Consider the following 15,364-nt stretch of genomic DNA (forward strand, 5'->3'; position numbering starts at 1 on the left):
GGGGCCGGACGAGGTGCCGGCCTTCGACGTTGCGCGATCGTGATTTGCGCACTGGTGCCGTGCTCTCTGAAGGTCTCTCCGGCACCGTCGCAGTCGCCGTCTGCCTTCGTGTCGGTCCGCAAGGATGAGCCCATCACGCCCATTCCGGCACCGCCGGCAATCAATCCGCTGAAGGTCAAGCTCGGCGAACGACTGTTCTCCGATCGCAGGCTGTCGCACGACAATTCACGCAGTTGCGCATCGTGTCACGATATCGCGACGAACGGCGCGAGCCCGAGGCAGCACGATGTCGGCCCCGACGGGGCGGCGATCGCGCTCAACACGCTCACCGTCTTCAATGCGGCGCTCAGCTTTCGCTTCGGCTGGGAAGGAAAATTACGCAACATCGAAGCCGATACCAGGGCGTCGCTGGAAAGCCCGCGCACCATGGCGAGCAGCTCGGTCGAGATCGCAGAGAAGCTCAATGCCGATCCCGACATGCGCGAGAGCTTCTTCGCGGCTTACGGCCACCGCCCGGAGCGCGGCGATGTCGTCGACGCGCTCGCGAACTTCCAGCGCACGCTGGTCACGCCGGGCGGCAAGTTCGATCGCTGGCTGGCGGGTGACGCCGCGGCGCTGTCGGAGGACGAGCTGGGCGGCTACCAATTGTTCAAATCGCTGGGCTGCGCGTCCTGCCATCAGGGCGTCAATGTCGGCGGCAATCTGTTCCAGCGCCACGGCATATTCCACCCGCTCGCATCGCCCGAGCCGAAAATTCTGCGCGTGCCGAGCCTGCGCAACGTCGCGACCACGCCGCCGTATTTCCATGACGGCAGCGCGCCGACGCTCGACGACGCGGTTCGCAAGATGGCCTTTGCCCAATTGAACGCCACGTTGACGGAGAAGCAGGTCAAGGCGCTCGTCGCCTTTCTGAACAGTCTGACCGGCACCTATCGCGGCGCGACTGTCGGAGGCTCCCCATGAAATTTGCCCCCGCCGTGATCGGCGTAACCTGCGTGCTCGCCCTGCTGACCTGGCTGTTGTTGAACGGGCTGAACTTCAATTCGGTGCGTTACGACCGTCAGCTCCAGGCGCTTGGCGACTTCACCCGGTTCGAACGCGCGATGACCAGGGAAGTGCTGACTGCGCGCGTCGGCCTGTCGCGCAACTATGACAAGCTGGTGCAGATGACCGATGCCTATGACGACGCCCTGACGCGGCTGCGCGAAACGCCGGGTCTCAACGCCGAAGAGACCAGGGCCATCGATGTGCTGTCGGCACGCGCCCTCCGGCAGGAGGACCTGGTCGAACGGTTCAAGAGCCGCAACGCGCTGCTCCAGAACTCCTTTGCCTATTTCGGTCTGTTCAGCGACAAGCTGGCCGAGTCGGATCAGCGGGCGCTGGTCACGGCCGCCTCCGCATTGGCGGCAGCGATGCTGCGCCTGACGCTCGATACGTCGGACGTCGTGGCGCGTCAGGTCCAGGGTCGATTGGAAGAGCTGGCGCTCGTGCAAACGCCGCCGCAGGACATGGATTCGGTCCGCGCGTTGTTGATGCACGGGGAGATGCTGCATGACCTTCTGCCCGACATCGACACGATCGTGAAGACGCTCGTCGCCGAAGCGAACAACCGCGAGCAGGATGCCGTATTGGCATTGATCACCAGGCGTCAGCTCGCCTCGCGGGCGTCGGCGCGCCGGGTGCGCCTGTTGCAGTTCATGACGTCGCTGTTGCTGCTCTGCGGTGTGGTCTATTTCGGATTGCTATTGCACCGGCGCGCGGTCACGCTGCGCCGCCGTGCGGCGTTCGAGCACGTCATGGCCGGCATCTCGATGCGGTTCATCGATTCGAGCCGCGAGAGGATCACCGCTGACGTCGAGACCGCGCTGCAACAGCTCGCCGGATGCATCGGTGCGGATCGCGCCTATTTCGTCGGCGCGACCGGGACGACGACAAGCACCTATCGGTGGTCCCGCGACGGGATCGCATTCGAGCCGGGTTGGCCGGATCGCGCGCTGAGCCTCGCGCCACGCTTCGACGGCGGCGAAGGCGGTATCGTTTATATTCCCAAGGTCAAGGCCGCCCATCCCGACGACACGATGAACCTGCTCGAGGACGCCGGCGTCGGCGGCTGGCTGTGCGTGACGGCGGTCCGGGGACATCGCGATGAAATCCTCGGCTTCGATACCGTGCCGGCCGGGGCGCTCGCATACTGGTCCGAAGTCTCGTTGTTTCGCATGGCGTTCGACGCCATCGGCAACGCGATCCGCCGGGTGCGGCTCGAAGGCGAGAAGGAGCGCTTGCAGGCGAGCCTGCAACAGGCACGCCGCATGGAAACCCTCGGCACCTTTGCCAGCGGTATCGCCCACAACTTCAACAATATCGTCGGTGCGATCCTGGGCTATGCCGAGATCGCCGAAGCGCGAATCCGGTCGGGAGGCCGGCCGGCCGGCAGCCTTGCGGAGATCCGCCGTGCCGGCGAGCGGGCGCGAGAACTGGTCGAACAGATTCTCGGCTTCGGCCGCCGCGGCGAGGGCAGGCGGGAGCGTGTCTGCGTCAGGACCCTGATCGACGAGACCAGATCGCTGCTGGCAGCTTCGTTGCCTTCGCACGTCCAGTTCGAGGTGAACGAGTCGGCCGAAGAGGCCACCGTGATGGGCGAGCCCGCCCAGTTGCAGCAGGTGATCCTGAATCTTTGCAACAATGCGGCACAGGCGATGATGGAGCCGGGTTGCATCGAACTCGGCATCAAGGTGCGCGATCTTCAACAGCCATTGTCGATCGGACGCAGTGAGGTCGGCCCCGGCCGCTTCACCGTGATTTCCGTCACCGATCCGGGACCGGGAATGGACGAGGCGACGCTGGAACGTATCTTCGAGCCCTTCTTCACGACGCGCCCGGACGGCAACGGCATCGGGCTCGCAACCGTTCGCGAGATCGCGGAGCAATATGGCGGCGCCGTCGCCGTGCAGAGCGAGCCCGATGCGGGCACGCGCTTCGACGTCTGGCTGCCATCCGGCGACCCCGACGAGGTGGTGCCGGTTCAGCACAGCCCCGATCTTGCGTTCCGTGGCGCGGGCGAGACGGTGCTGGTGCTCGACACCGACCGCCGTCGCCTGTTGCGCCATGAGGAAATCCTCGCGGCGCTGGGGTATGAGCCGGTCGGGTTCACCAGGCTGGCGGAGGCGATTACTGCCTGCCGCGCCGCGCAAACACGTTTCGATGCGGCGCTGGTGTGTCACATGCCCGGAGGCTCCTCGATCGAGCTGGCGGCGGCATTGCACGCGGCGGCGCCGGCCTTGCCGATGATTCTGGCGAGCCCCTCGACGCGCGAGCTGGCGGTGCCGTCGCTGGAGACGTCAGGGATCACCGAGCTCGTTCATCACCCGCTGATATCGGCGGAGCTCGCCGGCGTCCTGGCGCGGAGCGTCGCCTCGTCGGCCGCGCGACGACGCGTAAGGCGAGCCGCCGCGGCGCGGTAGAGCGTTTTCGAGCGAAGCGGATACCGGCTTCGCGCGAAGAAAGCGCGTCAAAACAGGAATCCAGAGCTGGCGCACGACAATCGGCGATCGCGGTTGCAATGGTAACGCGATGTCGCCGCGGGCGAAATGGTCGAGTAGCCGGGACCTCCTATCCATCGTGTGCGCATCGTCGCAACGTCACCGCGATAGGAGAATGATGATGTCAATCAGACTTGGCGTGACCGTCGTCGCAGCTACGTTTCTGTTCGGATCGGTTTCCAGCCTCAGGGCTGCCGGAGGCGCAAGCGCGCCTGTGACCATGTCCTCGCCTGGCAGTGTGGACGCAATGAAGTTCGCGGACCTGTCCCGGCAGGCTCCCATCGGTCACCGGCAGCCACGACGCAGCGACGTGCCCGGGTCGACGCAAGCCTCGCCCCAAGACGCGGAGCTGCAGCGGCTCGACAGGGAGATCGACCGCCGGCTGATCATCTGCCGTGGCTGCTGATGGCCGGCCGAGGTCATGGATCGCGCGCGCCGCAAGGCGCGCGTTCGCCATCTCCTATCCCTCGTATTGATCCGGCCCCATCGCCCAGAGCGACTGATCGTGGCCGAATGCGTAATTGCGGTTGTTGATCGCCGGATTTGCCCGGACGCGATACATAAATTTTGAAGTTATATCAAATGGTTGTGGAACTGCTGCGTGCTGGATGGGCCTCGTGCCTGCGAGATACTCAGAAGTGATTGACGCAGACTACCTACGGTCGCACAATCTCCCTTTCACTTGCTTTCCAGGTGCATGCAGCGAGATTTCAGATGCGCCGAGTCTATATTATTTCCGATCTTCATTTGGGAGGCACGTATCCAGTGCCGCCGGAGCAAGGGAAGCGCGGCTTCCGCTTGTGTACCCGCGCCGATCAGATCGTTCGCTTCGTCGAGGGCTTGGCGCAGGAGATTGCCGAGAAGGGCCCGAGCGAACTCGTTCTGAACGGCGATACGGTCGATTTTCTCGCCGAGCTCGATGGAGAGCAGGCCGACACCTGGTCGCCCTTCACTGCTGATCCTGGTCAGGCAGTCAGCAAATTCAAGGCCATCGTGAACCGGGACCCGGGCGTGTTCGCGGCGCTCAACCGGTTTCTGGATGCGGGAGGTCGGCTGACCATTCTCCTCGGTAACCACGACATCGAGCTGAGCCTCCCTCCTGTGCGCGCCGAACTGCGCAGAGCACTGGGCGTCAAGTCCGGGCACGATTTCGAATTCATCCCGGATGGCGAAGCCTACATCGTTGGCGACGCGCTGATCGAGCACGGCAATCGATACGACGCGTGGAATCAGATCGACCTCGACGCGTTACGCCGGGTTCGGTCCCTGATGTCGCGTCGGCAGGAAGTGCCCAAGCAATACCAGTTCGTCCCTCCGCCCGGGAGCCAGATGGTCACGTCGGTCATCAACAAGATCAAACGAGATTATGCGTTCGTGGACCTGCTCAAGCCGGAAGACTCTGCGGTGGTGCCGATCCTGCTTGCGCTCGAACCGAGTTATCGACAACGCTTCGGCGAGTTAGCGCGCTTTTGGTATTGGACTCGGAGTCATGGGCTCGAAGGCCCCATTCTGCCGAAATTCGGCGGCGACATCAAAGCGGATGTCGCAGCGAGCAAGAAGCCATTCGGCCAGGACATCCGGGCCAAGGCGGCGCCCGGTACTGGCTCGGCGCAATCGATACTTGCCGGCCTGGACAATGACGCCGCGCTGAAGGTCGCGATCGCGGAATCGCTCGGCAGCGAGGGAACGGATTTTCTCCGCCAGCTTGACAACGATTCCAAGGCAAAACGACCGGAAATGGGAACGGATGTCAGCGCAAGTGAAAACCTCAACACCGCGCTGGGATTGTTCAAGCTCGCTTTCGGCTCGAGCGCCGCTGAGAAACGCATGCGGGCGCTGCTTACTGCGATACGAGGGCTGCAGAAGGAAGACAGCTTCGATGAAACCAAGGAGACGGCCAAGGAATATTTGAACGCTGCGAGCGATCTTGTGAAAGGTGGCTTTCGCCATGTGGTGTTCGGCCATACCCATCAGGCGAAGCGTGTCAGCCTCGGCGATGGACGCTGGTACTTCAATTCGGGCACATGGGCGGACGTGCTGCGCTTTCCGAACGAGATTTTGACTCTGCCGGAGTCCGACGCACTTAGCCGGCTGGATGGCTTTGTTCAAAAATTGAAGGCCGGAGACTTCTCGGACTGGACGCTGTTTCGGCCGACCTATGTTCGGCTCGATGTCGACGATAACGGCAAGGTTGCAGAAGCGAATTTGTGCGTAGCGCCGATTTCATAGACGATTGGGATACGAAATTTTTCGATGTGCGGCACATGGTGAGCATGCATTGCGGGAAGGCGCATGGATGAGAGCACGCGGGCGGTGATCGCCGAAGTTACCGCGACGAGTCCGGTGGGCCCGGTCCGTGGAACGGGCTTTCTCGTCGCTCATGACCTTGTGGCGACGGCTCTGCACAACGTCGCTGATCGTGACCCGGAAGATCCGGTATTCTTTCAGAACATTAATCTGCAGTTCCCCGGCCACGCGACCGCGGCTACGCCGGTCAAGTGGAATCGGACTGCTGACTGCATGCTGCTGCGCTGCACGGATCCGCCGCCCTCGGCAGCAAATACGCCGCTGGCGCTACGCGCGCTGCATCGTTCCGGCGGAGAGTGGGAGACCTATGGCTACGCAAACATGCAGCCAGCGGATGGACTTACCGTCAGCGGTGACGTGACCAATCATGCTGGCGAACTTTTCGGCGGGCCGGCGATTCAACTCTACAGCAAACAACTGGCCGGCGGGATCGGTGGCGACGCTCGAGGATTGTCCGGCGGCCCGGTGCTGATGCGGGACGTTGTCGTTGGCCTGATGCGATTTGCGTTGGGCGACGAAGATCACACCATCGGCGGCGTCGTCTATGCCTGTCCGGCGAAGTTCTTCGCCGATCTCGATCCGGTGCTGTCGGTTCAGGAGATGCCGACAGTGCAGACGGTTCTCCTGGACGATCAGGTGAGGGAGCTCGTACCCATTTATGTAAAGGAATTCTCCGCTGGGGATAATGCGCTCGGAACGATCGTAAAATACTCACTGGGTCTCGATCTGGACCAGGTTACCAATCCGGATCAGCAGTTCGAGACCATCGTTACATATCTTTTGACATGGGCCAATCAGCAGGGAGCCGGCCCAATGGAAGCGCTTCTGAATGCGACCCTGAGATCGCGCCCGGCGAACAACGACTTGCGAGAGCTTTGCAGGAAGTACGCTCCCGACGTGCTGAACCCCATTGATATCGGCGGGTTGATTTTCAAGGCTATACGAGCGCTTGAGCTGCTATCGGCCCTGGTCCGGACGAGTGCCCCGGCGAACGCCATCGCGAACAGCTATCGTGGCGACGTGCAGATCATACTGCAGCAAGTTCATGTCGTCGAACAATACAAGGCGCTTCATGGCATTCTGCACAATTTGCAGTTCAAGCTCGAGGCGATCGACCTGGCTCTCCGCTTACCTGCGACCGATGTCAGGGCCAATGCGTCGCTGGAGCGTTTTGCGGAAGAGATTCGCGATTATGCCCAGGATGCCGAGGAGAGAATTCGCGGACTTGATACCGAACAGGTGGAGATGGGCTGGATCAACGCGCTCAAGGCGCGTAGCGAAGAAATGCTCGAAGTCGCGGATCCGGCCGCAAGCATGGACGACCGCGGTCAGGTCTACACAACGTTGCGATCGGTGGTAACCACGGCGGCTCCGCAGATCAACCGCTCCTTGGCAGAAGCGGCCGGAAAGCTGGGCCTCCTTGGCCTGACAAGCATGATCGATGAAGTGGTCTGTGTAGAAAATCCGAATCCCGCGGAGTCGCAGGATCTGATGAACGGTGCTGCGGCGATCGGAGCAGTTCGCATCTGCGTTGCGGGTCTGATCAAGGAGCACTTCGCATGGCAGGCCGTCAGCACAGAAGTCGAAGGCGCGAAGAATTCAATCCGACATCAGCCGCAAGGAAAAATCTTTCAATGGCCTCTGTTCGAAAAGCGGCTGCGCGCGCTGTGTGGCATGTATCCAGAAGAACTCTGGTCGAAGAGACTGTTGGATCGTCTGGATAAGTGGATCGGAGCAACGCCAAACGCGCAGCCGGATGCGACCGAACGAGAGCAAGGTAAGATCGCATTGCATACCTTTTCCGGCTCTTGCGACGACCGGTTCTATAGACTCGATGAGTCGGTCAAAGCGATGTCGGAGAAGATCGTTCAATTGGCGCCGTCGCTCAACCGCCTGCTCGGAGCATTGACGCCATGACGGCCACCAACCAGCATCAAGAACCGTATCTCTCGATGGACGCGCTGCGGCGAGCCCACGAGTACCTGTTTGACAACTTGCCGATAAGCGAACGCACCGGCTCGCTTACAGAGGCCGGCTTGAGGCAAATCGAGGAGTTCATCTCCCGCGCGATCGCAACTGGTGTCGTGCTCGATACCTTGGCCAACCGAAGGGAAGCCCAGGGATTGGTCGACTACTGGGTTGCCAGCGCTTTCACCAAGGTGCAGCCCAGCAGTTTTGCGCAAGGGCCTGAATCCAAAAATGTCGATTCGTCGGTAGTCAACTCGCAGCGAGATCCGGCATATCAGGATCGGCCAGACAACCAGCTCGAACCTTTCGATCCGGCCGTGGTCGACGCCGCCGCTGAACGGGGAGATATTTTCATTCGAGGTCTTTCCGCAAAGCAGACGGACCTCGTGCGGCGCGTCTTGCTTGGCGTGCTCCGCTTTCCGGAACACGATCAGGAGATAAGCTTAAGGCCGGCGCGCCGCGAAGAGTTGAATAAATTCGGCAAGACGGGTCAGGTCGACGAACTGCTCGACGGTCTGAAAAATGCCGGCATTCTCGTCGGAAGACCAACGAGGGAGGGTGAGGAGCTCTCGCTTCATTATCTGGCCTTGTCGCGCCGATGGGGCTGGCTAACCAAGGAGATCGCTAAGCGCAAGAACCTGAGTGATTTGGCCTTGAGTTGGATCGGCAGCAACCGTTCAACCGGAGCCTTGCTTGACTGGCGTCTTATCCGCCGGTTCCGTGAATACGGCAATCTCAAGCAATGGGAAACGGACTTCATCAATGCAAGCAGCCGGTGGAACATCATAAAGGCGAGTGTGGCGTTGGCGGTTGCAATCGTCATCGGCGTGATCGCTCTGGCCAGCTCGTCTGCTTATGAAAAACTGTACGTCCCGATCAAAGTTTCGTCGGTCGTTCAGGAAATCGAGGACAAGAGCACTCCGGATGCAAGGAAAGCCGACGACATACGATGGCTGGCCACCTATCACCAGAAATTGGAAGTACAAGGCCTCAAGCTCGCGGAGCCGGCAAACAAGGATCTGCACGGAATCGCGGCGGCGGGCGCTCAATTCAGGGAATCGAAACTGAGAAATGTGGTTTTCGAAGGAGCCACGCTGTCCTCGGCTTCATTCAATGGTGCCGTCCTCGAGAATGTCAATTTCAGGAACGCCAAACTTTACCAGGCCAATTTCGATGGCGTCTCCCTGTGTAAACAAGCAGATTTTTCCGGCGCCGACATCACGGGCGCATCATTCAAGCGCATGAAGTTTTGGGACGACAATATTCCAATCTTCGCCGATGCGCCCTGGTGGCAAGCCAAAGGATGGGGCTTCGATGAAATCGACCTTCTGGAAAAAAAGTATCCTCGGAAGGACATCAGTCAAAACGAGAGATTCAAGTCCGATTTGGCTAAGAATACTTTCGCTCGGAATGTCTATGAGAAGATGGGCCTCGGTGAGGAAGACAAATCGGAGCGGCTAGCTTATCTCAACAACGAGAGGGCATGGATCTTGGCCACCTATGGACTGATAGGCGACGGAGAAGCCGAAGCGGCAGCCACCGCCGCAATGGATCATTATGCGCGGGCCAAAGACGAACCTTATCTGAAGAGACGCGGCGCCGGTACGGCCGATACTCTCGCCTACATTCTTATGCAGAAGCCGGCGAAAGACGACGCGGAAGAGAAGAGCAATTTCACAAGGGCGGTCGCCCTGCTGAAATCTGCTGCCGAAACACTCGACGAGTCCGAAGTGATTTTCCGATATGCGGTGGCTTTGCACGTCCTGGGGCAGGACGAAGAAGCGATGGTGCAATTGCAAAAAGCCCTTCCAGAGAAAGAATACCAGCCGACCCACGAGTTGCTTCTTCTCAAAAAGCACTTCACGGGCGCTTTCAAGAAAGAGGTGATGAATTCGACGGCAACGATCAACCGAACGACTGCAGGTCTGGCCGAGCGCTGTGCGACGCTCAACTCCCCCAACTAGACCGGACTTCGATTGTCGACCTGCCGATAGCGGAGGAATGCGCGCTCCCCTCATCTTGAAGGGCGTGGCGGCCGGCCGACGGCGACGTGAGAATCCCGTCTACTGGCCCGAAAGCCCAGCAAAGAGCGCCTCTTGCAGGCAAGTTTGCGATCTGCCAGCCGAATAGAGGGTGGGCTGAGTTTGCACGCACGGCGTACCTGTTGTACCATGCTACTTTAAGACGTCGCCCGCGAGGGAGTTTCAAATGACCCGGATTTTAGTCCTACGAATTGCACTGGTGGCGATGCTCGGATTGGGCGTGGGAGCAACCTTCGTGGCTATGCCAGCCGCCGCCAACTGTGGTTCTTGCCGCTGACGGTTGTTGTTGGGCCCCGTTCCGGTGTGCCAGTGATGCGGGCGGCGCGCGATCATGCGCCGCGACAAGTACCTACGGGTTCGCAGGTTGTCACCGAACACCGTTCGTGGGAAATGCCCGGAAGCTGGCGCGCCCCAAGGATGCAGTCACAGCGGCGGTGCCGTCGCCGAGCGCAATCCTTGCCGCTCCCTATCCCTCATATTGATCCGGCCCCATCGCCCAGAGCGACTGATCGTGGCCGAATGCGTAATTGCGGTTGTTGATCGCCGGATTGCGATTGACCATCGGCCGCATGAACATCGGATGGGTCGCGCTGCGGACCTCGTGCTCGACCGTGAAGAGATGCCTGCCGCTGTCGAGATCGACGATGTCGCAGAAGCGGTACTGGTATTGATTGTCCTCGCGCGAGATCAGGTCGCGCGCCAGCAGTTTGCGGTAAGGGCCGGAGAAGTCGGTGATGTACATCTGCACGTGGTGGCCGTCGTAGTCGCCCTGGGGCCGATCGGTCTCGCGGAACAACAGATGCTGGTCGCGGCCGGTTTTCACGGCGGCGACTTGGCCGTCGCCGTTTCGCAAGCTTGCGGGCATGCCCATGATCTCGGGGTAGAAGGCGCAAATCGCCTTCGTGGTGCCTTCCGGCACGTCGAACTCGACATAGGGAATCCCGAGCGCGATGCGCCCGAAGCGCGCGGCGTCCGGCTCGTAGCAGCGCAGTCGGTTGCCCCACGGACAGGTCGCCTCGACATGATCGTTGTGCTCGGCGAATGCGAACGCCGTGCCCTCGAGCTTCTTCGCGACTGACGCGAGCCGCGCCAGCAGCGCCTCACGGCCCTCGATGACCAGTCCGACATGGCCGCGCAGCACCTGCGGCCTGCCGCTCGGCAGGTGAAACTGGCTCCGTCCGGCATTGATCCACATGTTGGTGTCGGACACCATCAGGTAGGGATCGCGGGTCAGTCCAAGCCCGGTCACGTAGAACAGCGTGGCGAGGCGCTGGTCCGGGACCTGGATGTTGACGTGCTCGAAATGGATCGCGTTGCCGAGATCTTCTGCGGATCGATCGAATTGTTGCGGCATGGATGTGCTCTGGCTGGGGGGACTGAGAGTTCGATACTAGAGCAGAATTTCCGCCAGCCGAAACAGTCAGGCGATCACATCTTGGGGGCAGGGGCATGATGTCCTCTGCCGCCTTGCCGTGGCAGCCAGTCCCTGTAATCTGGCGAGAACATATGAATATGGGAAGGGATCGATGGGAGGAGTTTTGGAGGGCGTGCGCGTCCTCGATTTCGGGCGCTATATCGCAGGGCCCTATTGCGCGACCTTGCTGGCCGAATTCGGCGCCGAGGTCATCCGCGTGGAAAAGCGCGACGGCAGCGAGGACCGCTTCGTGGCGCCGGTCGGCGAGGGCGGCGAAGGCGCGCTGTTTCTTCAGGTCAACCGCAACAAGAAGTGCATCACGCTCGATCCGATGAAGCCGGAAGGGCAGGAGGTGATGCGCCGCCTGATCGCGACCGCGGACGTCGTCGTCGCCAATCTGCCGCCGCAGACCCTGCGCGCGATGAAGCTCGACTACGACTCCTTGAAGGCGATCAAGCCCGACATCATCCTGACGACCGCCACCGCGTTCGGCGGGCCGGGGCCCTGGTCCGACCGCGTCGGCTTCGACGGTGTCGGCCAAGTCATGTCGGGCTCGGTGTACATGACCGGTGCCGGCGACCCGCCATATCGGGCCGCGGTGAACTGGGTCGATTTCGGCACGGCGCTGCATTGCGCGTTCGGGACGCTCGCAGCCCTGATCGAGCGCGGCAAATCCGGACGCGGGCAGATCGTCGAGGGCGCGCTGCTCGCCACCGCGCTGTCCTTCACCAATGCCACGCTGATCGAGCAGGCGGTCATCAACGTCAACCGTGTTCCGACCGGCAATCTCGGCCAGACCGCAGCGCCGGCCGACATCTACCGCACAAAGGACGGCTGGGTGCTGTGCCAGGTCACGGGGCATCCGCTGTTCAAGCGCTGGGCAAAGCTGATGGGTGAGGAGGATCAGTGGCTGAACGATCCGCGCTTTGCCGACGACATTAGCCGCGGCAACAACGGCCCCGTCATCAGCGCGCGGATGGCGCGCTGGTGCGCCGAGCGCACCACGCAGGAGGCTGTCGACACTCTGGGCAAGGCCATGATTCCGACCGGGCCTGTCCTCAGCCCGCAACAGGCGCTGGACCATCCGCATATTCGCGCCGCCGGCTTCTTGCAGGAGGTCGAATATCCCGGCCTGCCGAAACGCGCACCCATCGCCCGCGCCGCCGTCCGGCTGTCGGAAACGCCGGGCGAGATCGCATCGCGTCCGCCGACGCTCGGCGAGCACACCGACCTCGTCCTGACGGAGCTTGGCTACGACGTGGCTGCAATCGCGACGCTTCGGGAGGGCGGGATCGTCTAGGAAGCGCGCGCGCCTTACGCCAGGAGATTTTCATTGAGGACTCCGGTGGTCGTCAATACCATGGCAAGGTATTGATCGATCAGGCGTTCGACCGACGTGGCGGGGATGGTGGCAGGTTCAAAGAGAGCGCGTGGAGGCAGCGGCCGCGTCAAGCTCGAGGAGGTCGCCCGCAAGGCCAATGTCTCGACCGCGACCGTCTCGCGCGCCTTCAACGAACCCGACAAGGTCTCCGAAGAGGTCAGGCAGCGGGTCAAGGACGCCGCACGCGCGCTGAACTGGATTCCCAATGCTGCCGGACGGGCGCTGGCCTCGCGCCGGACGCATATTGCCGGCGCCATCATCCCGACCCTGGACGACGAAATCTTCGCCCACCAGATCGGCGGCATGCAGACCGTCTTCAGCGAACGCGGCTTCACGCTGTTCCTGGGCTGCTCGAACTATGATCCGGACGAGGGCTTGCGGCAGGCCGAAGCGATGCTTGCGCGCGGTGTGGAAGCAATTGCCGTGGTCGGTGAAAATCATCCCCCCGAGCTTTTTGACGCGCTCAACTCGCGCGGCATTCCCTATGTCGTGACATACTCCTACAACAAGCTGTCACCGCATCCGTGCATCGGCTTTGACAATCGCGCCGCGTTCAGCCGCATGACGGAGCATCTGCTGTCGCTCGGCCATCGCCGGTTTGCCGCCATCTTCCAGCCGGACACCAACAACGACCGCGTCAAGGACAGGCTTCGCGGCGTCAGCGAAGCGCTCGCGGCCGCGGGTTTGGAAATAGCGGCACAGGATCTGATGATGGGTCCCTCGACACTGGAGTTCGGCGCGGCCAGCTTTGCCGGATTGATGACGCAAGCCGTCGACGTTCGGCCGACCGCGATCGTCTGCGGCAACGACAATCTGGCGCTCGGTGCGTTGATGGCTGCGCGGGAATGCGGCCTGGACGCGCCCGGGGATTTTTCGATCACCGGCTTCGATGATCTTGCGATTTCATCGCGCTTTTCTCCGGGGCTTACGACGATGAAGGTCGACAATCAGGAGATCGGCGTCCTCGCGGCCAACGAGCTTCTCGCCGTGATCGCGGGCCGGCAAGCGCAGGCGCAGTCCCGCGAAGTCGTGCCTGTTCTGAAAATCCGCGACAGCGCAGGTCACGCCAGGGGCGCCTGATCCCGCAGAGAGCGGTCGTCTCTTCGATAGCGCGCCTGGTCCCGCCAGAAGGGCTGCTTCCCTCTCAAAGGGCCGCTTGACTCCTCATATGTAAGCGCTTACATAGCCGCGTTCTAAACGCCATGAGAGCAACCGGCGGGCCCCTCGCCGGATGAGACGGAGAGGAAACGACAATGCGGAATAGCGTTTTGCGGTGGGCCAGAAACTGTTCGATGGCGGTTTCGCTGCTCTTGCCGATGATGGGAACGGCGAGCCCGGCAGCCGCCGAGGAGAAGCTCGTCGTCTGGTGGAACAAGGGCTACTACAAGGCCGAGGAAGACGCGCTGCTCGCCGTCATCAAGAAGTTCGAGGCCAAGACCGGGGTCAAGGTCGAGCTGTCGCAATATGCGACGCAGGACATGATGCCGAAGCTGGTGGCGGCGCTCGATGCCGGCAGTCCGCCCGACGTGACCTATGCGGACACCTACCATTTCCAGGGCGCCGGCAAGTGGGCCTCCGAAGGCAAGCTGGTCGATCTCGGCTCCGTGCTCGCACCGATCAAGGGCGAGTTCTCTCCGCAGTCGCTCGAAACGGTCATGCTGTACAACGACAAGACCAAGGCGAAGGCCTATTACGCCTTCCCGCTGAAGCAGGCGACGCTGCATCTGCACTATTGGAAGGACATGCTGGAGGAGGGAGGTCTCAAGGAGACCGACATCCCGAAGGACTGGAAGGGCTATTGGTCGTTCTGGTGTGACAAGGCGCAACCGGCCGTGCGCAAGGCGTCCGGCAAGCGCATCTACGGCGTCGGCCATCCGATGGGCGTCGACGCTACCGACAGCTTCATCTCGTTCCTGGTGTTCATGGACGCCTACAACGTCGTGCTGGTCGACGACAATGGCAAGCTCCTGGTCGACGATCCCAAGGTGAAGGCGGGCCTCGTCGCCGCCATGACGGACTATGTCGAGTTCGCCGCGAAAGGCTGCACGCCGCAATCGGCGACGAGCTGGAAGGATCCCGACAACAACGTCGCCTTCCACAACAAGACGACGATCATGACGCACAATTCGACGGTTTCGCTTCCCGGCAAATGGCTCGACGACGCCGGCAACGAGACGCTCACCGCCGAGCAGCGCGATGAAGCCAAGAAGAACTATTATGACCGCATCCGCACCATGATCTGGCCCAACAAGCCGGATGGCACGCCGGTGCACACCCGCTCCTCCGTGGTGGTCGGCCTGATCTTCGAGCAGGCCAAGAACAAGGACCGCGCCAAGGAGTTCGTCTCGTTCCTGCTGCGCGACGAAAACCTCCAGCCCTATGTCGAAGGCGCACTCGGCCGCTGGTTCCCGGTCAAGACGGCCGCGCAGAAGTCCGCCTTCTGGGACGGCGACGTTCATCGCCGCGCCGTGCGCGACCAGTTCTTCGCCGGCGTCGGCGGCTACGAGATGAGCAAGAACTACAAGTTCACCACCCTCAACAACGAGAACGTCTGGATGAAGGCCGTGAACGCCATCGTCACCAACAAGGTGCCGGTCGACAAGGCCGTCGACGACATGATCGCGCGCATCAAGGAAGTAGCCGGCAACTGACCGCCAGCCCGAACAGCTACGCTCACGCGTCGCAAGACGCGTGAGCGGCAGGCTCCTGCCTG

9 protein-coding genes are annotated in these 15,364 nt (G+C 61.7%); 8 read left to right on the forward strand and 1 reads right to left on the reverse strand.

What is annotated here, in order from left to right; genetic code table 11:
- Positions 1–54: 54 nt before the first annotated feature.
- The 5 genes from IVB46_RS02500 to IVB46_RS02520 all read left to right on the forward strand — a co-directional run bounded on the left by IVB46_RS02500 (position 55) and on the right by IVB46_RS02520 (position 9,778).
- Complete coding sequence (locus IVB46_RS02500) at positions 55–963, forward strand: cytochrome c peroxidase (RefSeq protein ID WP_234678505.1); 909 nt, start codon at positions 55–57, stop codon at positions 961–963.
- The gene (locus IVB46_RS02505; RefSeq protein ID WP_247314063.1) at positions 960–3,461 is read left to right on the forward strand and encodes a two-component system VirA-like sensor kinase; all 2,502 of its coding nucleotides are present in this window, start codon (positions 960–962) and stop codon (positions 3,459–3,461) included. Before IVB46_RS02500 ends, IVB46_RS02505 begins: the two co-directional genes overlap by 4 nt.
- Before the next feature lie 792 nt (positions 3,462–4,253).
- Positions 4,254–5,768, forward strand: coding sequence for a metallophosphoesterase (locus tag IVB46_RS02510; RefSeq protein ID WP_247314061.1), 1,515 nt, complete (start codon positions 4,254–4,256; stop codon positions 5,766–5,768).
- Between the two features lie 63 nt (positions 5,769–5,831).
- Positions 5,832–7,763 carry an effector-associated domain EAD1-containing protein gene (locus IVB46_RS02515; RefSeq protein ID WP_247314059.1) on the forward strand — a complete coding sequence of 644 codons (1,932 nt, stop codon included), beginning with the start codon at positions 5,832–5,834 and terminating at the stop codon, positions 7,761–7,763.
- Complete coding sequence (locus IVB46_RS02520; RefSeq protein ID WP_247314058.1) at positions 7,760–9,778, forward strand: pentapeptide repeat-containing protein; 2,019 nt, start codon at positions 7,760–7,762, stop codon at positions 9,776–9,778. Before IVB46_RS02515 ends, IVB46_RS02520 begins: the two co-directional genes overlap by 4 nt.
- Positions 9,779–10,322: 544 nt before the next feature.
- Here the strand turns inward: IVB46_RS02520 and IVB46_RS02525 are convergent.
- Complete coding sequence (locus IVB46_RS02525) at positions 10,323–11,210, reverse strand: hypothetical protein (protein WP_166088393.1); 888 nt, start codon at positions 11,208–11,210, stop codon at positions 10,323–10,325.
- A gap of 172 nt (positions 11,211–11,382) precedes the next feature.
- Between IVB46_RS02525 and IVB46_RS02530 the strand changes: the two genes are divergently transcribed.
- From IVB46_RS02530 to IVB46_RS02540, 3 genes are all read left to right on the forward strand, one after another.
- A complete protein-coding gene (locus tag IVB46_RS02530) occupies positions 11,383–12,570 on the forward strand; it encodes a CoA transferase (protein WP_247341879.1) in 1,188 nt (395 codons plus the stop codon).
- A gap of 105 nt (positions 12,571–12,675) precedes the next feature.
- Positions 12,676–13,731, forward strand: coding sequence for a LacI family DNA-binding transcriptional regulator (locus tag IVB46_RS02535; protein ID WP_063984892.1), 1,056 nt, complete (start codon positions 12,676–12,678; stop codon positions 13,729–13,731).
- Between the two features lie 212 nt (positions 13,732–13,943).
- Positions 13,944–15,302: an ABC transporter substrate-binding protein gene (locus tag IVB46_RS02540; RefSeq protein ID WP_247314052.1), complete on the forward strand. Its 1,359-nt coding sequence runs from the start codon at positions 13,944–13,946 to the stop codon at positions 15,300–15,302.
- The last annotated feature ends 62 nt before the right edge of the window (positions 15,303–15,364 follow it).

Source organism: Bradyrhizobium sp. 61 (genome assembly GCF_023073075.1).
Taxonomy (GTDB): Bacteria; Pseudomonadota; Alphaproteobacteria; order Rhizobiales; family Xanthobacteraceae; genus Bradyrhizobium; species Bradyrhizobium barranii.